This window comes from Paenibacillus ilasis (assembly GCF_043195395.1).
GTDB classification, from domain to species: Bacteria; Bacillota; Bacilli; order Paenibacillales; family Paenibacillaceae; genus Paenibacillus_AQ; species Paenibacillus_AQ lautus.
In genome coordinates, this window is record NZ_JBHDJG010000001.1 from 1,104,152 (window position 1) to 1,123,957 (window position 19,806).

The 19,806-nt window shown below is 46.0% G+C and carries 25 protein-coding genes and 1 pseudogene; 23 read left to right on the forward strand and 3 right to left on the reverse strand.

The window, feature by feature from the left end:
- Window positions 1-72: 72 nt before the first annotated feature.
- From ACETK5_RS05295 to ACETK5_RS05385, 19 genes and pseudogenes are all read left to right on the forward strand, one after another.
- Window positions 73-1,623 (forward strand): tetratricopeptide repeat protein, encoded by a 1,551-nt coding sequence (locus ACETK5_RS05295; protein ID WP_326113905.1) that lies wholly within the window; start codon window positions 73-75, stop codon window positions 1,621-1,623.
- A gap of 244 nt (window positions 1,624-1,867) precedes the next feature.
- Window positions 1,868-2,644: a glutamate racemase gene (gene murI / locus ACETK5_RS05300; protein ID WP_394054450.1), complete on the forward strand. Its 777-nt coding sequence runs from the start codon at window positions 1,868-1,870 to the stop codon at window positions 2,642-2,644.
- A 143-nt stretch (window positions 2,645-2,787) separates the two neighbouring features.
- Entirely contained in the window at window positions 2,788-3,678 is an 891-nt protein-coding gene (locus ACETK5_RS05305) for a serine hydrolase domain-containing protein (RefSeq protein WP_394054452.1), read from the forward strand.
- A 114-nt stretch (window positions 3,679-3,792) separates the two neighbouring features.
- On the forward strand, window positions 3,793-4,167 hold the full coding sequence (locus ACETK5_RS05310) for a VOC family protein (RefSeq protein ID WP_100538372.1): 375 nt from the start codon (window positions 3,793-3,795) through the stop codon (window positions 4,165-4,167).
- A gap of 123 nt (window positions 4,168-4,290) precedes the next feature.
- A complete protein-coding gene (locus ACETK5_RS05315) occupies window positions 4,291-4,602 on the forward strand; it encodes a hypothetical protein (RefSeq protein ID WP_394054454.1) in 312 nt (103 codons plus the stop codon).
- 287 nt (window positions 4,603-4,889) lie between these two features.
- Window positions 4,890-5,462 (forward strand): hypothetical protein, encoded by a 573-nt coding sequence (locus ACETK5_RS05320; protein ID WP_394054456.1) that lies wholly within the window; start codon window positions 4,890-4,892, stop codon window positions 5,460-5,462.
- Between the two features lie 72 nt (window positions 5,463-5,534).
- Window positions 5,535-5,948 (forward strand): annotated as a pseudogene (locus ACETK5_RS05325) (NUDIX domain-containing protein); the annotation flags it as partial.
- A gap of 101 nt (window positions 5,949-6,049) precedes the next feature.
- A complete protein-coding gene (locus ACETK5_RS05330; RefSeq protein WP_394054458.1) occupies window positions 6,050-6,592 on the forward strand; it encodes an NUDIX hydrolase in 543 nt (180 codons plus the stop codon).
- A 746-nt stretch (window positions 6,593-7,338) separates the two neighbouring features.
- Entirely contained in the window at window positions 7,339-7,527 is a 189-nt protein-coding gene (locus ACETK5_RS05335) for a response regulator transcription factor (RefSeq protein WP_394054460.1), read from the forward strand.
- Between the two features lie 58 nt (window positions 7,528-7,585).
- The gene (locus ACETK5_RS05340) at window positions 7,586-7,828 is read left to right on the forward strand and encodes a winged helix-turn-helix domain-containing protein (RefSeq protein WP_394054462.1); all 243 of its coding nucleotides are present in this window, start codon (window positions 7,586-7,588) and stop codon (window positions 7,826-7,828) included.
- Entirely contained in the window at window positions 7,825-8,913 is a 1,089-nt protein-coding gene (locus ACETK5_RS05345; protein ID WP_394054464.1) for a sensor histidine kinase, read from the forward strand. Before ACETK5_RS05340 ends, ACETK5_RS05345 begins: the two co-directional genes overlap by 4 nt.
- Window positions 8,914-9,001: 88 nt before the next feature.
- Window positions 9,002-10,387 (forward strand): ABC transporter permease, encoded by a 1,386-nt coding sequence (locus ACETK5_RS05350; protein WP_394054466.1) that lies wholly within the window; start codon window positions 9,002-9,004, stop codon window positions 10,385-10,387.
- Between the two features lie 13 nt (window positions 10,388-10,400).
- Complete coding sequence (locus ACETK5_RS05355; protein WP_394054468.1) at window positions 10,401-11,069, forward strand: ATP-binding cassette domain-containing protein; 669 nt, start codon at window positions 10,401-10,403, stop codon at window positions 11,067-11,069.
- Between the two features lie 35 nt (window positions 11,070-11,104).
- A complete protein-coding gene (locus ACETK5_RS05360; protein ID WP_100538364.1) occupies window positions 11,105-11,473 on the forward strand; it encodes a hypothetical protein in 369 nt (122 codons plus the stop codon).
- Between the two features lie 128 nt (window positions 11,474-11,601).
- Window positions 11,602-12,225: a class I SAM-dependent methyltransferase gene (locus tag ACETK5_RS05365; RefSeq protein WP_394054469.1), complete on the forward strand. Its 624-nt coding sequence runs from the start codon at window positions 11,602-11,604 to the stop codon at window positions 12,223-12,225.
- A 242-nt stretch (window positions 12,226-12,467) separates the two neighbouring features.
- On the forward strand, window positions 12,468-12,866 hold the full coding sequence (locus ACETK5_RS05370; RefSeq protein WP_326113914.1) for a DUF1801 domain-containing protein: 399 nt from the start codon (window positions 12,468-12,470) through the stop codon (window positions 12,864-12,866).
- Window positions 12,867-12,929: 63 nt separating this feature from the next.
- A complete protein-coding gene (locus ACETK5_RS05375) occupies window positions 12,930-13,760 on the forward strand; it encodes a class I SAM-dependent methyltransferase (protein WP_394054472.1) in 831 nt (276 codons plus the stop codon).
- Window positions 13,761-14,173: 413 nt separating this feature from the next.
- Window positions 14,174-14,476 carry a hypothetical protein gene (locus ACETK5_RS05380; RefSeq protein ID WP_394054474.1) on the forward strand — a complete coding sequence of 101 codons (303 nt, stop codon included), beginning with the start codon at window positions 14,174-14,176 and terminating at the stop codon, window positions 14,474-14,476.
- 65 nt (window positions 14,477-14,541) lie between these two features.
- Complete coding sequence (locus ACETK5_RS05385; RefSeq protein ID WP_394054475.1) at window positions 14,542-14,985, forward strand: GNAT family N-acetyltransferase; 444 nt, start codon at window positions 14,542-14,544, stop codon at window positions 14,983-14,985.
- Between the two features lie 76 nt (window positions 14,986-15,061).
- Here the strand turns inward: ACETK5_RS05385 and ACETK5_RS05390 are convergent, their stop codons facing one another.
- Window positions 15,062-15,565: a VOC family protein gene (locus tag ACETK5_RS05390; protein WP_100538358.1), complete on the reverse strand. Its 504-nt coding sequence runs from the start codon at window positions 15,563-15,565 to the stop codon at window positions 15,062-15,064.
- Window positions 15,566-15,789: 224 nt separating this feature from the next.
- On the opposite strand from ACETK5_RS05390, the gene ACETK5_RS05395 reads away from it, so the two are divergent.
- From ACETK5_RS05395 to ACETK5_RS05410, 4 genes are read left to right on the forward strand one after another with little or no spacing between them, the layout of a single operon-like run.
- Window positions 15,790-16,269: a GNAT family N-acetyltransferase gene (locus ACETK5_RS05395; protein WP_326092848.1), complete on the forward strand. Its 480-nt coding sequence runs from the start codon at window positions 15,790-15,792 to the stop codon at window positions 16,267-16,269.
- Window positions 16,270-16,289: 20 nt separating this feature from the next.
- Window positions 16,290-17,030 carry an SDR family NAD(P)-dependent oxidoreductase gene (locus tag ACETK5_RS05400; protein WP_394054478.1) on the forward strand — a complete coding sequence of 247 codons (741 nt, stop codon included), beginning with the start codon at window positions 16,290-16,292 and terminating at the stop codon, window positions 17,028-17,030.
- Between the two features lie 49 nt (window positions 17,031-17,079).
- The gene (locus tag ACETK5_RS05405; RefSeq protein ID WP_326092851.1) at window positions 17,080-17,559 is read left to right on the forward strand and encodes an NUDIX hydrolase; all 480 of its coding nucleotides are present in this window, start codon (window positions 17,080-17,082) and stop codon (window positions 17,557-17,559) included.
- A gap of 42 nt (window positions 17,560-17,601) precedes the next feature.
- Complete coding sequence (locus ACETK5_RS05410; RefSeq protein WP_394054480.1) at window positions 17,602-18,009, forward strand: GrpB family protein; 408 nt, start codon at window positions 17,602-17,604, stop codon at window positions 18,007-18,009.
- Between the two features lie 57 nt (window positions 18,010-18,066).
- On the opposite strand, the gene ACETK5_RS05415 is transcribed toward ACETK5_RS05410, so the two are convergent.
- Together ACETK5_RS05415 and ACETK5_RS05420 are read right to left on the reverse strand one after the other, a co-directional pair.
- Window positions 18,067-18,675 carry a response regulator transcription factor gene (locus tag ACETK5_RS05415; protein WP_394054482.1) on the reverse strand — a complete coding sequence of 203 codons (609 nt, stop codon included), beginning with the start codon at window positions 18,673-18,675 and terminating at the stop codon, window positions 18,067-18,069.
- On the reverse strand, window positions 18,672-19,778 hold the full coding sequence (locus ACETK5_RS05420) for a sensor histidine kinase (RefSeq protein WP_394054484.1): 1,107 nt from the start codon (window positions 19,776-19,778) through the stop codon (window positions 18,672-18,674). The genes ACETK5_RS05415 and ACETK5_RS05420 overlap by 4 nt, the downstream gene beginning before the upstream one ends.
- Between the last annotated feature and the right edge of the window lie 28 nt (window positions 19,779-19,806).

Sequence of the window (19,806 nt, forward strand, 5' to 3'; positions counted from 1 at the left end):
GTTGACAGGTGCATCAGCATGCACGTCATGAGATTGTACTTTAAAGATACATAGAGAGCAGGGTTATAAAGAATGACGGACAATATTCAACAACGCTTCCGTTTCAGTGAAGCACCCATCTGGGAATTACAGCGGACTTACTACGAAGAACTGGGGATGAAGGCTTGGAATAATGACCAGGTTCCGCAGTATATTACGAGCAACCCTATGATTGCAACGGCTTACGCCGAAATTATATTCGGATTCCTTCGGGACCGCGCCGATCAAGGCGATCTAACCGAAACGGTTACGATTCTGGAACTGGGAGCCGGAGCCGGGCGCCTCGGTTATCATGTCCTGCACAAGCTGTGTGAGCTGAGAGATTTTGCGGGTATAGCTCTGCCCCCTTTCCGCTATGTCATGACCGATCTGCCGATTAAAAATGTTACGGCATGGAATCAACATCCTGCCATGCAATCCTATATTGAACAGGGACTGCTGGACTTCGCGAAGTTCGATGCCGTGCATGACACGGAATTGAACCTGGTGGTATCGAAGACAACGATACGTCCTGGAGATCTGAAGCAGCCGCTGCTGGTTGTCGCTAATTATTTTTTTGACGGCATTCCGCAAGAATTGATCTATGTGGGGGAAGGCAAGATTTACGAGAGTGATGTTGTCATCGAATTTCCGGATCAGCACGACAAGCTCAAGCCGGCTGAAGCACTGGAACGTATGAAACTGGCATACGAGCACAGCCGCGCACCCAGATACGAGGAGGATACCTACCCGTACCGCGATGTGATTGCCTATTACCAGCAAGAGCTGGAGGATTCACATATCCTGTTTCCGGAGGTGGGTTTGACCTGCCTGGAGCGACTGAATCAGTTATCAACATCGGGTTTCATGCTTCTTACTGCGGATAAAGGAGATCATCGTATCGATAATTGGAAGTTCGCCGAACCGCCGCAATTAATTTACCATGGCAGCTTCTCTTTAACGACTAATTATCATGCGATGCAGCATGTGTTTGAGCAAAGGGGCGCACAGTCGATTTTCCCCACGCAGCATTATAAAAATATTAACATCGGCTGTATCCTCATGCTGGAAGCACCAACGAGTTATGCGAATACTCGGATCGCTTATCGCCAATTTATCGAACGCTTCGGACCTGATGAATTCTTCAGCATGAAGGAATGGGTCGACCGGAATATTGAGAGCATGGGCATGCAGCAAATATTGTCGTTTTGGCGATTGGGCGGGTATGACGCCGAGTTCTTCATTCAGAGTGCAAAGCGTATCTCGAATTTGCTGCCGGATGCCAATGACGAAGAAATGCTGGATATTCGAACAGGCATCTACAAGATGTGGTCATCGTACTATGTAATGGAGCAGCGTTATGATCTGGCATTGGACGCGGGGCTGGTGCTGTTCGAGATGGATATGTACGAGGATGCGAGGTTCTTCCTGAAGGAATCCGTGGAAACGGATGAAGACGAGCCGGTGCCAACGGTTTTATATTGCTTGGCGATCTGCTGTTATGAGCTGGGTCTCGACGAGGAGGCTCTGGAATACACGCGTGAGGCGCTTGTTCTGGAGCCTGATCATGAAGAGGCCTTGGCACTGTTGAAATGTTTTGAGTAAAACACGTATTTCTTCATGTCCGCGAAGGAAATTACGTATTCTTCTCAGAATCGCATAGGAACGACGCACGCGACCCGGCCTCTGAGATTACAATAAGGCTGGGTCGTTCTGTATTTTGAACCTGATCCACTTACGATTCAATTCGCACAGATGGCCCTGCGAGGATTCGGGTAGTGGAGTATAATGTATAAGGACATGAACGTAATGATGCTGACAGAAAAACATACAACGATAGGTGAAAAACATGAGAATAGCTTTTTTTGATTCAGGTTTAGGCGGTTTAACCGTGTTATCGGCGGCTATGAAGGAGCTGCCGCATGAAGACTTTTTGTTTTATTCGGACACCCTCCATGTGCCATATGGTACCAAAGCCAAGGAAGACGTGAAATCTTACATCCATCATGCGATGGAAACGATCATGAAGGAAGAAGTCAAAGCCATCGTCGTTGCATGCAACACGGCAACAAGCATGGCGATTTCCGATCTGAGGAAGGTTTATCCGATCCCGGTGATCGGGATGGAGCCGGCCGTAAAGCCGGCCGTCGAAATCAATCGTTCCAGCGGGAAGCGAATCCTTGTGCTTGCCACGCCGCTGACCTTAAAGGAATCGAAGTACAGAGATCTGGTTCGACGAGTCGATAGCATGCATATCGTGGACTCCCTGCCTTTGCCGGAGCTGGTAGAGCACTGTGAGGCATTGAACTTCGATCAAAAGGTCATGAACGCATACTTTACCAAGCAATTCGAATCCTTCGATATGAATGAATACGGAACCATCGTCTTGGGCTGTACCCACTATCCTTTTTACAAAAGAATCTTATCGGATCTGCTGCCGGATCACATTCGCATGATAGATGGCAGTAAAGGAACCGTGAACAGACTCATTCAGGTATTAAGTGACCATGATCTGCTCAGCTCCAGCGGGAGTCAGGATGTAAAGCTATTAAATTCTAGCCAGTCCACGGCATACACAGACAAGATGGAGAAAGCGCTGAGCATTTATAGAGAAATAGAGGGATAGAGAACTGGCAATTGAACCCGCTTGCAGCGCTTCCTCAGTGGTTATCGATGTATGCAACGAAATAAAATAATAAGACACACTTGACCCGACCTAAGCAGAGCAAGATCTATAGGGCGGGTTTTGTCGTTAGAAGGGGATTTTTTATGAGTGATCCTTTCCAGAAACTAATTTCATATACTCAAGCCTCTCAGGAGAAGTATGGTGCTTCTGCCTCTGCTTTGTTCATCATTCAAGATGGTCATGCCGTAACGGAATGGTATTCTGGACAGCATCATTTTAAGAGTGGTGCATTGCCGGTAACCGGGAATTCGATGTTTAATCTATATTCAATCAGAAAGTCATACGTTGGCATGGCAACTGCCATTGCGGTTACAGAAGGGAACATCTCCATCGATACGGTTGTCTCTGATATTATTAAGGATATGCCAACAAGCGATTTAAAGGGAGTGACTATCCGAGACTTAGCAACAAAAACCAATGCAAAATACTTTGGGCCCCAGCGAATCGAACGCGAGGAAGTCGCAGGAAAACTAATAAAAGCGATAACAGGCAAGACGATCTCTCAATTAATAACAGAACGGGTATTTAAACCAATGGAGCTAAATCATTCGGAGTGGGTGTCTGTGCCCCAAACTCGTTTGGTATGTGATTTTCAAGCTGCGGATGGGTATGCATCCATTCGAATAGAATCCGATGAAGGGTACGACCGGAATTTGTATGCCAGCGCTAGGGATTTAGCGATGTGGGGATTTCTGCATCTACACCAAGGAGCCATTCATAACCAACAACTTCTCCCTCCTGAAGTATTTCGTTTGATTAAACAATTAAGAGCTGAAACTCAAGATCAACACCGGATTTTTGGATGGTATTATCAAGAAAAATGGTTTTATGCTTCCGGAGCCGCCGGCTGTCATTGCGTAGTTATTCCTGAAGTCAATGCGGTAGGGGTTCGGATGCTGAACAAATATACAGAGAATTATAGTGAAGATCAGACCATGTTTAATGAAACATTTTACGAGTGCTTACGGTTATAAAAGGTATACGTGTTAATGAATATGGGCGAGGGGTGAAATTCCAATGACGGAAGCCCGTGTAATCCTATTTGCTGCTCGCGTTTTATATAGGAGAAATTAAGAGGAGGATGAAAAATGGGGAGAGTTTTTTTGTCCGGTCCAACCATGGTATTACTCGTTAAAAATATTGACCAATCGATTCATTTCTATAAGAATTTGGGCTTTCAATATGAACTAGTAGGCGGTCCCGAAGTTCAGCATGTTCATATGACCAGAGATCAGGTGACGTTTATTCTGCATCAAGCCGTGAATCCCAGTGATGTTAAACCCTATTCATCTGTTCAGGGAGGGCTGTATTTTGATGCTTTTTGTTATACCGACGTTCGGGCATTGCTTGAAGAGTTCACTGTAAAGGGGATCTCCATTGTAAAGGGACCGGATTTGAATGATCATTTTAGTGAGTTTACGATTGAAGATGTGGACGGGTATCGTATTTCATTTGGCGGATAATCGGTAAAGGCTTCTCATTCAGATACTCATTTCCATGCAGGAAGGACCGGAGAATTGAAAATAAAGTTATTATTCAACATTAGGAATCATTGCATTGAAGGATATACGAACGGAGGTGCTGCTATGACAACGATACCTGAAGGCTTCATCTACTTGGAGCCATGGGAAGCCGAGACCTCGGAAAGATTCGCGGAAGAATTATATAAGGAAATCTCGAGGAACCATATTCTGTTCGGAGTTCAAGTGAAGACCGTAGCAAGAAGATGCGATCGGGATGATTTTTTATTTTCTTTATTAGATGAGCAGGGGACGTATGCGCAGGTGCATTTAACCTGGAAATATGAAGAGTCGGCGGAATGGCCGAAGACCGTGATGTTTAGTAGTTTTGAAGAATGGGTGCACGCTTCGATGTTACCTGATAACAAGTATTTTTAGAGATCAATCTAAGAACGGAAAGGATACATTCTACATATGATCAGTTTGATTATTATCGTTTTGATAGTTGGCTTGGCCGGGATAATCAGCAATCAGTATTCTGCACTGAGAAGGATGGAGCGCATGCAGCGTTCATTGGATGAGCTTAACACTAGAATACAAGAGATAAATCATCATCCTAAACAATGATATTGTTTTTTTATTGAGTGAGGTTAGCCTTGCTAAACCAGTAGAGAAGGAATCTGGGAGCGTATTCGCCTTAATTCAGATCCATGTGGGAGTATGATATGAACCCTTTTAAACATTCTAAAAAAGAAATCAGAACGAAGTTTGAGATCGATTTGCTGCACCAGGCACAAGCCAAAGAACCTACGAAACCACCACATCCTTGGCGTCACGAGGTTATCATTCCAGCTGCGGGGTGTATTGCGTGCGGGTGGGATACCGATGAGAACCTGGTTCTGATCAGCAGCAATGGATACAGTATTACGCAGGCCAAGTCAGGAACCTTGATTCACAGAGAGCGGGATTCTGAAGTAACCGAAGATCATATTAGCGAGAACTACTTGAGTTTTCGTATTCCGCAGAGCGGACAGGATATTGCGATATTTGGATTTGAGTCCGGAGACGGGATTCACGTGACGAACGATGGCTGGATGCTGGAAGTTATTCACCCTTGGTGGCCAAGGGCTTCCGTCGTATTGGATCAGGTGTTTGTCCCTAACTATGAATATCTCAAAAACGCCGCGATGATCGATTTGAACCGGCTGGATGGAAAAATAAAAAGTGGTTTTTCGCCGTCTGGTCAACATTTCGTTATTCTGGGATCTGGCGGAGCACTCTTATATTCGAGGGAGTAGCAGCTATACACCTGTATAAGAGAGGTCGTTTGTCAAAGCAAGCTGACACGCTGCAGGACGGAGGAGAAATGAATGTCTATACCCCCTATAACTTATGGCATGTACACAATGTGCCTGATCCGGAAAGATGATAAGGTGTTATTAATGAATCGCCCGGACAAGCTGGGTTTTCCCGGTTATCTTGGTCCAGGGGGAAAAGTGGAATTTCCTGAGAGTATATCAGAAGGTGCTGTGCGTGAGGTTTTTGAGGAAACCGGATTGATTGTGACCAACTTGAAATATAAGGGACTGGATGAATATGTCGTGCCCAAGACGAACTATCGTTACATGGTGTTTAATTATATAGCTGACTCTTTTGAAGGGGAACTGTTAGCGGATCCTCCGGAAGGGGAGCTCGTATGGGTACCGATACGTGAAGTGATGGATCTGCCCATGCAGCCTTGGTTCAAGCGAAGATTTCCATTGTTTTTTGAAGAAGGGACTTTTTAAGTATCCATTGTGTGGGATGAAGATGAGCAGAAGCCAATCGAAGAGAAGATCCGAAGCTTAACATAAGAGCAACCGATGAGGAAGGGGATTCATTTCGGATGATCAAATACAATATTTGTTTTGTGCGGCGCGGTGATGAGGTTTTATTGTTGAATCGTAAATCCCCGCCCTGGATGGGGTGCTGGAATGGTGTAGGAGGCAAGCTGGAGGCGAACGAAACCCCGCGAGACTCAATGTTACGTGAACTGGAGGAAGAGACACGTATACAAGACTACAGTCTAACCTTTAAAGGCGTAGTGACTTGGTCCGTCAACGGTTCTATTACGGGGGGGATGTATTTATATCTAGCAGAGGTGCCTGAGGATTACATCTACCTTACTCCGATCACGACAGCTGAAGGCATATTGGATTGGAAACCCGTTAAATGGATAACGGACGATGCGAATGTTGGAATTGCAGCTAATATACCGGGTTCGCTCGAACTTATCTTGCATGATCCGAATTGCTATGATCACCGATGCACGTATGAGGACGGTAAGCTGGTCGAACAAACACCGTTTCAGATTAGTGCCTCGATCGAAACGGATGAAGCGATGAGAGAGGCGTTGGATCACTATCGGGTAGAGGGAGTTAGGATTTAATCTCGTTAGAAAAAGATACGCAAACACCACATGACCCGACTTAGATAGGAAATATCTTAGTCCGCGTTTTGCTTTCAGTATGAGGAGTTCTGGAAGCTCGCTGGAAGAGTGATATAAAATCCTAAAGGTGTTGCAGGCCATAGGGATATGGATTTCGCTTGCGCACGAGTGGAGCTTGCAGGGGAGTTCATTAACCGTGTGAAGCACATCATTAAGGGTCCATAAGTCAGGCGAATCATGGTTAAGGATTCTGAGATTCAAAGAGGAGATTGATCAGCATAATGGGCAAATTTATTGGAAGGGCGTTAGTCCCCATATCCTATGGACTCTTGCTTGCAGTGATCTGGCTGCCTATCGGAATTATAATCTACATGAACCATCTGGCTGGCGGCATTACTTTGAAATACATCATGCACTTTTTACTCGGTTTGCCCCTAATTGCCGTTTTGATCGGGTTGATCTGCCTTCGAAAGAAATCGGGGTATCACATTTTTTCCGTTTCATTTTTATTGTTGACCCTGTTGATTACTGTGCTTATGCCTATAATCGCAGAGTCCTAATGATAATGATTTAGGCAATAAGGGGAGTGTAACAACTGGACTCATGAAGTAATAGCCATTCCGAAGACCCTGGAGCACTGCTGCTCCATGGTCTTTTCAAATCCTATCAATATAGTTTCTCTTAAGGTCCTCTTAACGTAGATTTAACATTGGCAGCCGTATAATGGTGGGGAGGTGGTAGAAGAGATGCGTCTGCTAATAATCGAAGATGATCGTGAATTATCCTATGTTATGAAAGCCGGGCTTGAAAAAAGCGGGTTTCATGTCGATGTCGCTAACCAAGGGCTTGAAGGTGAAGATAAAGGGTTTGCCAACCGGTATGATGCTATTTTGCTTGATTTGAATTTGCCTGACAAAGACGGGATGGAAGAATGAGATTGATATCGGCCGAATTCGAGTCTGTCCCCGTACAAGGAAGGCTTACATAGATGGAATGGAAATCGCATTATCCGCCAAGGAATTTGATATATTGGAGTATCTGGCAAGCCGAAGCCCGGATATCGTATCCAGCGAGGATATTGCGGAGCATGTGTACGATGAGTTTTTTGACCCGTTCTCGTCGGTGCTAAGGGTGCATATTGCGAATTTGCGCAAGAAACTAACGCTGCAAGGTGGACAGGGGCTGCTGATCACGATGAAAGGGAACGGGTACCAGTTATGCGGTCAACATCGATGAAAGTCAGCCGAATTCTTCTGTATTACTCCCTGGCGGTGACAGCCTGCCTGATTCTTGCTTTCATTTTTTTCATTCGTTCCATATCCGCCCCGGAGACCAACCTCCCTAAATATTTTTTTATGTTTAACATGAACAAGGTGACAACGCTCATTCAAAACGGGAGTTTTGGCGGCATGTCCTTCCTCGATCTAAAACCTTCCGTTATTAACAAAAGAAACCTGGAGGATTATTATGTTGGAGCGCTGCTTCAGCATATCCCGATCTTGGTTCTATGTCTTGTAGGCATTCTGGTGACAGGGACCTGGGTATTGTCCAAAATTTTGAAAGCTCAGCATGAGAAACAGGCCCTACTCCTAGCGAAGCAATTAAGCAGTATGGATGAGGAGCATATCATCATGGAGCAGCACCCTGCCATTGTTAAGGCTTATCAGGAGATTAAGAGTAAATTCGAGGCGTACACCCTGGATTACGTCCGCCTTAGTGCTTACGTGACTCATGAACAGAAAAACATCCTGTCCTTGCTCCGAGCCAAATTGCAGCTTTCAGACCATGGAGAGCTGACGGAAGAGGTGGACAAGGTGACGGACAGCCTGGACGATATTTTGACATTGAGTGCTTCCAAAGAGAATACGACCATGGAAATCGTCGATACCGCCCTTGTATGCGCGGATGTGTGCGACGAATACCGAAGGCTTCACCCGAACATCCATTTTGATTTTGATGACGATGCCAACAATACGGTGATCGGACGGGAGCTCTGGATAAATCGTGCAGTCACCAATCTGGTGTCCAATGCAGTGAAGTATGGCGGGAACAGTGAAATCCTAGTGTCGGTAAGCAACAGGAAAGGCAGTGTGATTGTAGCGGTCTCCGATGGAGGAGAAGGCATTGACGAAGTGGAGCAGGAAAAGCTGTTCGATTACCAGTATCGGGTCGGCAAACTCAAGAAAGACGGCTACGGGATCGGGCTTAGTCTGGTACGACATGTGTGCGAGCTCTGCGACGGGCTGTGCTGGGTAGAGAACAGAGGCGCTAAAGGCACTACATTTTATATGATTTTTCCAGAGGCCTTAACATTAGATTAACATGGCATTCGTTAGAATGGGATTGTCCATGAGGATGCAGTGAACCGGTTCGCTGCACCTATGGCCAAAAACAATAGGGAGGATAACCATGTACATCTTTCAACATGCCATGAAAAACATCGGCCGTAACAAAGGACGAAATATGCTGATGGGTATCATCGTCCTGGTCATCATCATTGCGACCGTCATCTCACTGATTATCAATAACACGTCAGGCAGGATCATTGACGATTATAAAACACAGTTTGGCTCCAAAGTTAGCTTGGCTCCCGATTTAGAGCAAATGTACAGCAAGGGGCCAGATTACGAAAAAGTCACATCGGAGCAATATTTGGAATTTGCCGAATCCGAATACCTGAGTCAAAGCACCTTTTCCGCCGTCGTACCAAGTGCCAGTGATACCGTCAAAGCGGTGGACCAGGATAACGATCCGAAGGGCGGAAATATCAAGCTTCAAGGCCCCGGCGGAGCGTCCAAAGGAAATCCAACGATGAAACTCGTGGGGAATTCAAACCTGGAGACTCTTGCCGAATTCTCGGATGGACAGAGAACACTGGCTGAGGGGGAAATGTATCAGGAGACCAATGAAAGTATCGTAAGCAAGGAGTTTGCAGAGCTAAACGATATCACGGTCGGAGACACGATTGAGGTAAACAGTGTGATGGGCGAGGGCGATCCGTTTACATTGACCGTTACCGGAATCTATCTAGACTCCACGGCCGAATACGGGGACATGCCGATGGAGATGAGTTTCATGAACCGCCGCAATGAAATTTTGACGAGTTTTGATACGGTGATGGGGGACGACCAAGCGGCAGCGAGTGCTGTTAACATTCAGGCCACTTATTTTCTGAAGAGTCCGGATCTATTGCCTGATTTCGAAAATGAGCTGCGTGATAAAGGGCTTCCGAGTTCCTATACGGTAAGTACCGATGAGGAAAGCTATGCCAAGGTAGTCGGTCCGGTCGAAGCGATGAAGGGAATCTTTCTGACTTTTATGATCGTCGTGATTATTCTGGGCTCCATCATCCTTGCGCTGTTGTCTTCCATAACGATCAGGGAGCGGAAATATGAGATCGGGGTCCTTCGGGCGATGGGTATGAAAAAAGGCAAGGTCGCTGCAGGCCTTATCAGCGAGGCGCTTATGATTACGGCAATCTGCCTTATAGTAGGGCTGGCCATTGGAAGTGCGCTGTCGCAGCCTACGGCCAACACCATTCTGCAGAATCAGATCGAAGCGGCGGAACAGACAAAAGCCGCGAGCGGTCCCGGTAAATTTCTGATGGTCGGGGGACAGAGCAATATGAGCAATGTAACAACCCCGCCGATCAGCCAAATCGATGTCGGGCTGGGAATGGATACCCTTTTACAAATCGCGCTTATCGCGCTGCTGCTGGCAGCAGTATCCAGCATAATGAGCATCAGCCGAATTACGAAATACGAACCCATTAAAATTTTGATGGAACGGAACTAGGGGGCGCTTAAGAATGAGTGTATTAGCCTTACAGAATGTATCGTATCGCTATGAGGGCGCAAAGCAGCTTGTTTTGAAAAACGTCAATGTGGCGTTTGAGAACGGCAAAGTATATACCATTGTAGGAAAATCCGGTTCCGGCAAATCCACCCTGCTGTCGCTCCTCTCCGGTCTGGACGTATGCGCAAACGGGGATATTCTGTATAAAGGAGACAGCCTGAAGTCGCTGGACCGCGACCATTACCGAGCGAAGAGTATCGGCGTTATTTTTCAAAGCTTTAATCTGCTCACTACGGCGACGGCCGTCGAGAACATTGTGCTGTCCATGAATATAAGCGGCAGTAAGGAAAAGGACAAAAAGGCGTTTGCCTATTCGCTCCTGGAAAAAGTAGGGATCAACCGGGAAACGGCAGATCGCCGAATATTGAAGCTGTCGGGGGGAGAACAGCAGCGCGTCGGCATTGCACGGGCCTTGTCTCACAATCCGGATGTTGTCATTGCCGATGAGCCGACCGGAAATTTGGATCGGGATACCGAAGCCGAGGTATTGAATATTCTGATGTCCCTCGCTCATGACCAAGGAAAATGCGTCATTATCGTCACCCATTCCAAGAAAGTCACATCGGTGGCAGACGAGGTGTGGGGACTCTCGGAAGGAAAATTGCTGTATATCAAGTCATAATAATTAAAGTTTATATAGAGAAAGGCTGATCCTATATGAGCAAAAAGAAAATACATGTCTTCAGCATCATTCTGTACGTACTTGCCGGCTTGTTAACGCTGTATGCGGCTTGGGCAGCGGTGGAGTCTCATGGTTACATTAGCAGCATGGTGGAACAGAATCAGATCAGCGTGAGCGGAAGCGAGTATGATATTGTCAACTTCTATATGGCCAATAGTGCACAATATGTACTATTTGCTGTTACCTTGGGAACGCTGGGTTGGATCTTGCAGAAGAATGCTTCGGGTCCAGCAAATCATGTAACCTTCGAACGGCCGCAAGCAGGTCCGTCATCCTTCCAGGAGAGACGAAATGAAGCGGACGGGGAAGATTTCGAAGAATGGTTCCGGAATAACGAGAACTAATATACAACCATCGTATTTACATCAAATGAACCTCCTAATTGGAGGTTTTTTTGGTTCCTTCCCGGGCACAAATCATCTATGATAGGGGAAAGGGAAATTTTTCTATTTCATATACCACTCTGTAATTCTTGAGGGATCATCCAATTCATGATCGGGAGGAGATTGTGTTGAAGGACACCAGCTTGGACTTTTACGATGGGCTAGCGGATACATATCATTTGATATTTAAGAATTGGCATGAAACGGTTCAATGGCAGGGTGCTTTCTTCGATAAGTTTATTCGTTCGTTATACGCAGAGGAACACGAGCGGCCGATTCATCTCCTGGATGCATCATGTGGAATAGGAACACAGGCTTTGGGAATAGCGCAGCATCATTTTACCGTAACGGCTACGGATCTTAGTCCCAAATCCATTGAACGAGCCAAAAAGGAAGCAGACAAGTTGGGGGTTCATGTTCATTTTGGCGTCGCGGATTTCCGCTCGCTGGATAAGGATGTTCCAGGACAATTCGATGTCGTCTTGTCTGCTGACAATGCTGTTCCCCACTTACTGGACGACCAAGAATTAAGCGTGGCTTGTCGGAACTTTTACGTGAAGCTTAGAGACAAGGGGCTGCTGATTATATCGATGAGGGACTATGACGAGATTCGGCAGAACCGACAGCGTGCACGGTACCCAGGGTTATGGATGAAGGAAAACGTATCGTTTTTCAAGTGTGGGATTGGGCTGAAGGTGGAAAACACTATATAACCAACCAATTTATTATGCAAGAGATTGACGGGGCATGGAGGACTGAAGTTAACAGCACATCCTATAGAGCTTTATTGAGAACGGAATTAAGTGCAATATTGGAGGAAGCGGGATTTGCCGATATCAGGTGGCATATGCCTTCGGAATCGGGCTTCTATCAGCCGATCTTGACCGCAAGAAAATCATGAACGAAGTCCACCTGGGTAAAATGAGTTTTTTCAATATTTGAGGAGGAATTATGGATGGCTAAATTAACTGGTCCAGAACAAGTCGTGGAGTATCTTCACCATCTAAAGCATCCACTCAAGGCTGAAATTGAGGAAGTAAGAAGCTTCATATTAAGCGTCGATGATCAAATAACCGAGCAGATCAAATGGAATGCACCCAGCTTCTGCGTTCAGGGAGAAGACAGGATCACTTTGAATTTACAAGGGAAAGGTTTCTTTCGCATCATTTTTCATTGCGGTGCAAAAGTTCAAAATCATGACATCAAGGGAGTCATGCCTGAGGATACTCTATTGGAATGGGCCTCTAATGATCGGGCAATCGTGAAAATATTCAATTTAGACGATCTAGAGGAGAAGAAAGAACCATTAAAACAAGTCATCGTTAGATGGATTGAAGTGACGAGTAAGGGTTAAGCAGGGAGTAATATGTTGTTGTTCAGCTCTACAAGCTGGCGATTAAGTGAAGGGGTGACTCTGTTGAATAAAGTGATAGATTATTATAATGCCTTCGATGAATGGGGGCGCTTGGATAGGGAGCCCATTGAGTTTGTTGTCAATCTGCATCATATCTTGAGTATGCTGCCTGAGAAAGGCCATGTGCTGGATAACGGTGCGGGACCAGGGAAGTATTCCATGGAATTAGCGAAGAACGGTTACGATGTGACCTTAACAGACCTTACGCCAAGATTAGTTGAGATTGCGGCTGCTAAAGCCGAGGAACTTAGGTTAACCGACCAGTTCAAAGGGTTTCACCGTGCCAATGCCAACAATCTTAGTCTGTTTCAAGATGGGGTGTTTGACGCCGCACTTATGATGGGACCTTTATATCATTTGCAGACAGAACAGGATCGTTCCACGGCTGTCCGGGAATTGTATCGCGTTACACAAGCGGGAGGCTACGTCTTTGTGGCATTCATGACTCGAATTCGGCATCTGATGACCTCTTTATCATCTCCGGAACATTGGAAACCGAATGATAATATCAGCAGCATTAAGGAGTTTGTTAGGACCGGGATATTCAATCATAGCGATGAAGGAAGATTTACCGGTGCGTATTATTACAATTTGGAGGACATCAAGCCGTTCATGGAATCGCATGGCTTCGAGACGATTAAATTGATAGGTTCGTCAAGTATAGCAGGCTCATTTAAGGCAGAGCAGTTCGATTATTGGCGGTCCCGTGGGGAAGAGGAATTCCAAGAAGTAATGAACCTGATCTACCAGGAAGCGGAGAACCCTAGCATTTTGGGAGTCTCGTCTCATTTGTTGTATATCGGGCAGAAACGGCAAGTGAATGGTTCGACTTGATATTCCTGATGAGTACACATTTATGATTGAAGTTTTAAAGAATAGAGTGCCAGCGTACATCGAAGTACCTGAGTTGGAATTATAGGAGGGGGATGAAAAAATTAATTAGAAGATTGGTTGCAATGTTGGTACTGGTTCTTATCATCTTAGCAGTTACCTGCCCCAACGAGGCCGATTATAACAGATGGTTATCGAAGGAATATGGAGTTACATGCGTAAACACAGGAACGGAAAATAAATGCAGTAAATCCGGGAAGGAAATTCGTTTTAAGTCAGGGCATAGAACCTATGCTGCAATCTATATGGGAGTCGAACAAACATATTCGGAAGATAACAAGGATTATCAATTACGAGCCGTTGGAATTCTGAATACTTTTTTTGAATACTAGTTGAGTGAACAAGGAGGATAGTTGATGAAAAAGGTAGTTGCAGGTGGGTTTTTATTAATAAGTGGAATTATACTTTACTTGAGTGTGCATATACCGGCAACATTATTCGCTTCTAAATTAGGCAGCTGGACAACCCCTCCTGGTAGGCTAGGTACAGCCTTAGCAGAAATGGGAGCAGTAGCAGCAATCAATGGATCTATTATTATAATAATTAGTGGTGTAGTCGTGATTTTGTGGGGAGCTTTTGAGGATGAACTGATAAGACTGTACAAGTACAGCAAACGACGAAGCGACATAGAGAAAAGTGCAAATGAACACACCCATTAATTCAATGCAATTTTTACAAGTCCAGATTTTGAGGTGTGATCTTGCATAAGGAAGGGACGAATACCATGAACAACATGATCGTTCACGAAGTTACCGACCTGGGTGCAGTAGACATTACCGAGCTCTTGACTGAAAGTAAGGAAGAAGGATTCAGGAATATCCATAGGCTAGTGAATGAATATAATGAGGGTATGAATACGTTTCAGCATGAAGATGAAGCCTTGTTTGAATGTCGGGTTGGTCATAGAGTCATCGGCATTTGCGGGTTAAACCGTGATCCGTATTCTGGCGGAAGCATAGGCAGGATCCGCAGACTATATGTGTTAAAGGAATTTCGGCGTCATGGAGCCGGGAGAAGGTTGGTGGAAGCGGTAATTCATAAGGCCAGCAGCTATTACACCAAACTCGTGTTGAAAACGGACAATCCCAAGGCGGCTGAATTTTATAAGAATTTAGGTTTTAAGGAAATTGCTGATGATGAAATAGTCACGCATGAACTTGAGTTATGATGGTATCCTAATGTCCCGCCTCGATCTGATAGAGTGCTTTCAACGGTAAGAAAGCCTGCCATGAAGGCAGCCTTCCTTACCCCTCGTATGCTTGTTGTAACGTCTGCATGTCGATTTTTGATTTCGTCTGGAGTAAAGCTTTCATAACTCGTTCCGATTTTGCCGGATCGGGGTCGGTTATCATTTCGCTTAAGTTAGCCGGGATAATCTGCCACGATACACCGAACTTGTCCTTCAACCAGCCGCATACTTGTGCTTTTTCGTCCCCACCCTCAGATAGCTTCTCCCAATAATAATCCAGTTCTTCTTGTGTCTCGCAATGCACAATAAACGAAATGGCTTCGTTGAATTTGAAATGCGGACCGCCGTTGAGTGCAACGAAGTGTTGTCCCTCCAACAGGAATTCCACGGTCATTATTGCTCCTTCCGCAAACTCATGGTTGTCATTCTTCTCTGCACCGTAGCGCGTGATACGTTCGATCTGCGAATTTTTAAAAATAGAGACGTAATGCTGGGCTGCTTCCTCGGCGTGGTGATCAAACCACAAGTTTGGTGAAATCTTTTGGACTCTATTCTTCATCATCCCAACTCCTTCATCACAGATAATAGAATGTAAAGTAATCGTATCATACCCTTCTTATCTTGATTTCTTTTCGATTGCGATTTATTCCTGCTGCTTATGATTTTCGCATAACAATGCATTTAGGAAATTGTGTGATGGTTGCAGGATAACGGAAGTCTCATGTGAAATCCATTAGGTATAGACGATATATGAATACCAATAGGCGACTGGGGTGACTAGTGATGATTGAGGTGCTATTGCGAGATGTATTCGAAGATGATGATCTTGCTATATTTTTCGAGCAACAACGGGACCCGGAGGCGAACTACATGGCGGCTTTTACAGCAAAAGATCCTTCGGATAAGGCAGCTTTTGATGCGCATTGGGCCAAAATCTTAGGGGATGAGAGCATCATCAAGAAGACGGTTCAATATGAGGGACAAGTGGCCGGGCAGATTGTATTCTTCGAACATATGGGTCAGCCCGAGGTCAGCTACTGGATAGGGCGCGAATACTGGGGAAGAGGCATAGCGACTAGAGCCCTTTCGTTATTTCTCAAAGATATCAAAACACGTCCATTATACGCACGTGCAGTAAAAGATCATACCGCCTCTATTCGGATTTTGGGGAAAAACGGCTTCATCATCTGGGGGGAAGATAAGGGTTATGCCCATGCTCGTGGTGAAGAAGTGGAAGAATATATTCTCAAGCTTTCTTTTTAAGAATAACGGAGGTTAAAACAATGAGTGGAAGTCATTTCATAATCACGGGAACTTCAAAAGGAATCGGCGAGCAGCTGGCCCACATGCTTCTAGAGAAGGGCCATGTCGTGCACGGGATAGCGAGAGGAACGCCCGGGAGATTGAGCAGCTACCCTAATTACCGACACCATGTGTATAATCTGAGCGAGACATCAGGGCTTGAGGGACTTATGGATAACATATTTGAGGAGATCGATCTCGATCACGCAGATAGGATCTGCCTTATCAATAATGCGTCCATGCTTGAACCATTGAAGGCCATTGAACTATGCGATGCGACAGATATTCATATGAATGTGCAAATCAGTCTGATTGCGCCGATGATCTTAACGTCCTTCTTCATCAAGAAAACGGAGAAGCTCTCCATTCGGAAGAAAATCATCAACATCTCTTCAGGCTCTGGAACATATCCAGCGCCTACGATGAGTGTCTACTGCACGGCGAAGGCCGGAATCAATATGTTTACGCAGAGTGTTGGAGCCGAGCAAAAGAACCGGCAGAACCCGGTGGAGATCATTACTGTCAACCCTGGTATGGTGGATACGGAAATGCAAAGAGTGGCCAGAGGGAAAAATGAACAGGAGTTTGGAATGGCCAAGGTTTTCGCCCATGCGTTTGAGTCAGGACAGCTGCTATCTACAGAGGTAATAGGGATGCATCTGTTACATATCGTCGACAAGGATTTTGAACCCGGAAGCATTGTGAATTATGACGAAATCTAATGGACCGTGTGAAAGTTGAGGTATATCTTATCTATCGGAGGCTGTTATCATGTTGATGCCAACCCATATCGTCGCTGTAGGCGGCGTGGTTGAGAATGAATGCGGTGAAATTCTGTTGGTGAAGGACCGTAGCGGCTGGGTTTTTCCAGGTGGACAGGTGGAAGCCGGAGAAAATCTAGTGGATGCATTAATAAGAGAAATCAAAGAGGAGAGCGGCATGGATACCATCGTTTCTCATCTGATCGGCGTCTATTCCAATACATCAACCTATCCGGGACATAGCGGCGTCGCTGTGGTTCCAACGAAAGTGATGATGGATTTTGTGTGTAAGCCTACAGGGGGAGAACTGAGCATTTCGGATGAAACGACGGACAGTCGTTGGATCGCTAAGGATGAAGTACTCCAATACATTACGGCCCCGGCCATTCGAACGCGATTTCAGGCTTACTTGGATTTTAATCGAGAGGTCGTCTATATGGAATATATTACGAAACCGGAGTTTGAAATTAAGCTGAGACGGAATATATAAGGGCTTCGTAATGGTCAATCATGTATCGAAAGGAAAACTTGCATGGAAGAAGTCATTGTAACACCATACAATCCGGACTGGAAGAATGAGTTTGAACGGGAACAAGATAAAATTAGGTTGGCTTTGAAGGGGCTTGACGTACACATCGAACATATCGGGAGCACGTCTGTGATGGGTTTAGGGTCCAAACCGACCATCGATATGATGGCTGGTGTTTTGAGTTTAACATCAGTAAATGAACATTATATAGAGAATCTGGCCAGAATCGGGTATGAATACGTGTTTAAACCGGAGTTTCCGGAGCGGATGTTCTTTCGAAGAGGGCAATGGCGGGCGGGGACGCATCATCTACATATTTACAAATACAAGGGTCCGCAGTGGAATGACCAAATTTTATTCAGAGAATATTTAAAGAACCATCCGGACACCATGTATATTTTTGAAAAATAAGCTGGTAGAACGTTGACGAGACCCAGAATGAGTGATCCATCTTTACGAAAAAGAACACTACAACGGTTGCCTCCAATAATAGATCGCCAATTGCGTCCTGTCCCGGAGCTCCAGCTTATCCAGTATGATCGAGAGCGTATTGCGCACGGTTCCTTCGCTGATAAATAATTGCTCGGCAATCTCTCGATTCGAGCAGCCTAAGGCAACCAGCTCGAGAATATCGTTTTCCCGCGGGGTAAGGTCGGCACGATTCTCTTTTTCGGGCAGCATCAAGGTTTTCAGCACATTGGCGTCCACAACGGAAGTGCCGGAAGCCAAGGCACGCAGCTGTTGTGCCATACTGGAGACCTGCGTCGATTTCAGCATGTACCCCTTGGCTCCGGCTAGCAGCGCTAGGCGGATATTATGCTCATCTTGGAACGTGGTCAGCATCATAATCTGCACTTGGGGCCATTTTTGCTTGATGAGCCTCGCCGCTTGGATTCCGTCCATGCCAGGCATCCGAATATCCATGAGGACGATGTCCGGCAGGACCTCTTCGCAGCATTGAATGGCTGCAGCGCCGTCATTCGCAGTGGCCGTTACTTCCATATCTGGTTCTCTGGATAGAAGCAGCCGGAGACTCTGACATACCAATGGATCATCATCTACAATGAGAATGTTCATCGAATGCCTTCCTTTCCCGTAGGTAATACGCAGACCAATTGAAAGCCGCTGGATGTATTGGTGGAGATGCTGCCGCCTGCCGCCTGGGCTCTTTGTCTTAGGTTGCGGAGCCCGGTTCCAGGCAGCGAGGAGGAATCCAAAACGCCGTCATTCTGGACGCTTAACCGCACGATATGTTCATTGACGTCCAACGATACTTCAACGTGTGTGGCTTTGGAATGACGTACCGCATTGGTTAAGGCTTCTTTGAGACAAGCATTCAGGATGACCCACAGATGGGCAGCTATACGGGATGTATCTCCATAAATTTGCAGCTGTACAGGCATCGCTTTGAAATTACGGCAGATCTCCTCCAGGCTCCGAATGCCGGTCGCTTGGACAGGCTGCATATTATGGACTGTTTCCCGCAGTTCCAGGGCGCTGCTCGACAAGCGCATCTGGGCTTGAGCAAACATGTCTTCCGCTTGCGGGTCATGCTCCCTCCATAATGTTTCAAAAGCTTGAAAGGCCAACATCGCGGCTGTTAATTCATGGCCGACTTCATCATGCAGCTTCTGAGAGATCCGATGGCGCTCTCTCAGCTCGGCAAGCTGGGCCGTTTGCACATTGGCCATAAGCAGCTCACCCTTCAATATTTCCAACTCGTAGCGGTCGCGACGCTCCTGATCGGCCTCCAACCGATAATGATGGATTTGTTTGGACCAACATAAAACGATCCATCCTGCAAATGAAGCTTGAACGAGTAAGAGAAGAAGCGGGAGGTCCGGATCGACATACCCGATGACAAGTGCTGCTAGAATGGGCAGGGAAAACAGCGGTTGACCGGCAAGCATGGTTTCAAATAGCGGCAGAGCCAGTCCGAAGCTGGCCTCCGGCCAGTATGGAATGATGGACATGCATAGGATCTGGTCGACCATTGTTGTCCATGTAGGAAGGGAAAACCGCCATCGGGCTAACGCCAGGATCACTAAGGCGAAGATCAGGATGAACCCTTCGGTCCCGGCATCTCCCATAAACCAAAGAGCGGCCAGAAGCAGCAGGGCAAATATTCTCCAAATCACTACGGCGATGCTCGGGGACCACGAATCGGTATAGCTTTTCATGAAAACCTCCCATGGCACACGTTCTCTA

What these genes read in the sequence shown, in the direction of transcription:
- ACETK5_RS05395 (WP_326092848.1), top strand. Translation starts at nt 15,790, where the DNA reads ATGATTGAGGTGCTATTGCGAGATGTATTCGAAGATGATGATCTTGCT.
- ACETK5_RS05295 (WP_326113905.1), top strand. Translation starts at nt 73, where the DNA reads ATGACGGACAATATTCAACAACGCTTCCGTTTCAGTGAAGCACCCATC.
- ACETK5_RS05380 (WP_394054474.1), top strand. Translation starts at nt 14,174, where the DNA reads ATGAAAAAGGTAGTTGCAGGTGGGTTTTTATTAATAAGTGGAATTATA.
- ACETK5_RS05315 (WP_394054454.1), top strand. Translation starts at nt 4,291, where the DNA reads ATGACAACGATACCTGAAGGCTTCATCTACTTGGAGCCATGGGAAGCC.
- ACETK5_RS05370 (WP_326113914.1), top strand. Translation starts at nt 12,468, where the DNA reads ATGGCTAAATTAACTGGTCCAGAACAAGTCGTGGAGTATCTTCACCAT.
- ACETK5_RS05410 (WP_394054480.1), top strand. Translation starts at nt 17,602, where the DNA reads ATGGAAGAAGTCATTGTAACACCATACAATCCGGACTGGAAGAATGAG.
- ACETK5_RS05360 (WP_100538364.1), top strand. Translation starts at nt 11,105, where the DNA reads ATGAGCAAAAAGAAAATACATGTCTTCAGCATCATTCTGTACGTACTT.
- ACETK5_RS05415 (WP_394054482.1), bottom strand. Translation starts at nt 18,675, where the DNA reads ATGAACATTCTCATTGTAGATGATGATCCATTGGTATGTCAGAGTCTC.
- ACETK5_RS05335 (WP_394054460.1), top strand. Translation starts at nt 7,339, where the DNA reads ATGCGTCTGCTAATAATCGAAGATGATCGTGAATTATCCTATGTTATG.
- ACETK5_RS05305 (WP_394054452.1), top strand. Translation starts at nt 2,788, where the DNA reads ATGAGTGATCCTTTCCAGAAACTAATTTCATATACTCAAGCCTCTCAG.
- ACETK5_RS05345 (WP_394054464.1), top strand. Translation starts at nt 7,825, where the DNA reads ATGAAAGTCAGCCGAATTCTTCTGTATTACTCCCTGGCGGTGACAGCC.
- ACETK5_RS05330 (WP_394054458.1), top strand. Translation starts at nt 6,050, where the DNA reads ATGATCAAATACAATATTTGTTTTGTGCGGCGCGGTGATGAGGTTTTA.
- ACETK5_RS05350 (WP_394054466.1), top strand. Translation starts at nt 9,002, where the DNA reads ATGTACATCTTTCAACATGCCATGAAAAACATCGGCCGTAACAAAGGA.
- ACETK5_RS05340 (WP_394054462.1), top strand. Translation starts at nt 7,586, where the DNA reads ATGGAAATCGCATTATCCGCCAAGGAATTTGATATATTGGAGTATCTG.
- ACETK5_RS05390 (WP_100538358.1), bottom strand. Translation starts at nt 15,565, where the DNA reads ATGAAGAATAGAGTCCAAAAGATTTCACCAAACTTGTGGTTTGATCAC.
- ACETK5_RS05420 (WP_394054484.1), bottom strand. Translation starts at nt 19,778, where the DNA reads ATGAAAAGCTATACCGATTCGTGGTCCCCGAGCATCGCCGTAGTGATT.
- ACETK5_RS05400 (WP_394054478.1), top strand. Translation starts at nt 16,290, where the DNA reads ATGAGTGGAAGTCATTTCATAATCACGGGAACTTCAAAAGGAATCGGC.
- ACETK5_RS05310 (WP_100538372.1), top strand. Translation starts at nt 3,793, where the DNA reads ATGGGGAGAGTTTTTTTGTCCGGTCCAACCATGGTATTACTCGTTAAA.
- ACETK5_RS05355 (WP_394054468.1), top strand. Translation starts at nt 10,401, where the DNA reads ATGAGTGTATTAGCCTTACAGAATGTATCGTATCGCTATGAGGGCGCA.
- ACETK5_RS05405 (WP_326092851.1), top strand. Translation starts at nt 17,080, where the DNA reads ATGTTGATGCCAACCCATATCGTCGCTGTAGGCGGCGTGGTTGAGAAT.
- murI (WP_394054450.1), top strand. Translation starts at nt 1,868, where the DNA reads ATGAGAATAGCTTTTTTTGATTCAGGTTTAGGCGGTTTAACCGTGTTA.
- ACETK5_RS05385 (WP_394054475.1), top strand. Translation starts at nt 14,542, where the DNA reads ATGAACAACATGATCGTTCACGAAGTTACCGACCTGGGTGCAGTAGAC.
- ACETK5_RS05320 (WP_394054456.1), top strand. Translation starts at nt 4,890, where the DNA reads ATGAACCCTTTTAAACATTCTAAAAAAGAAATCAGAACGAAGTTTGAG.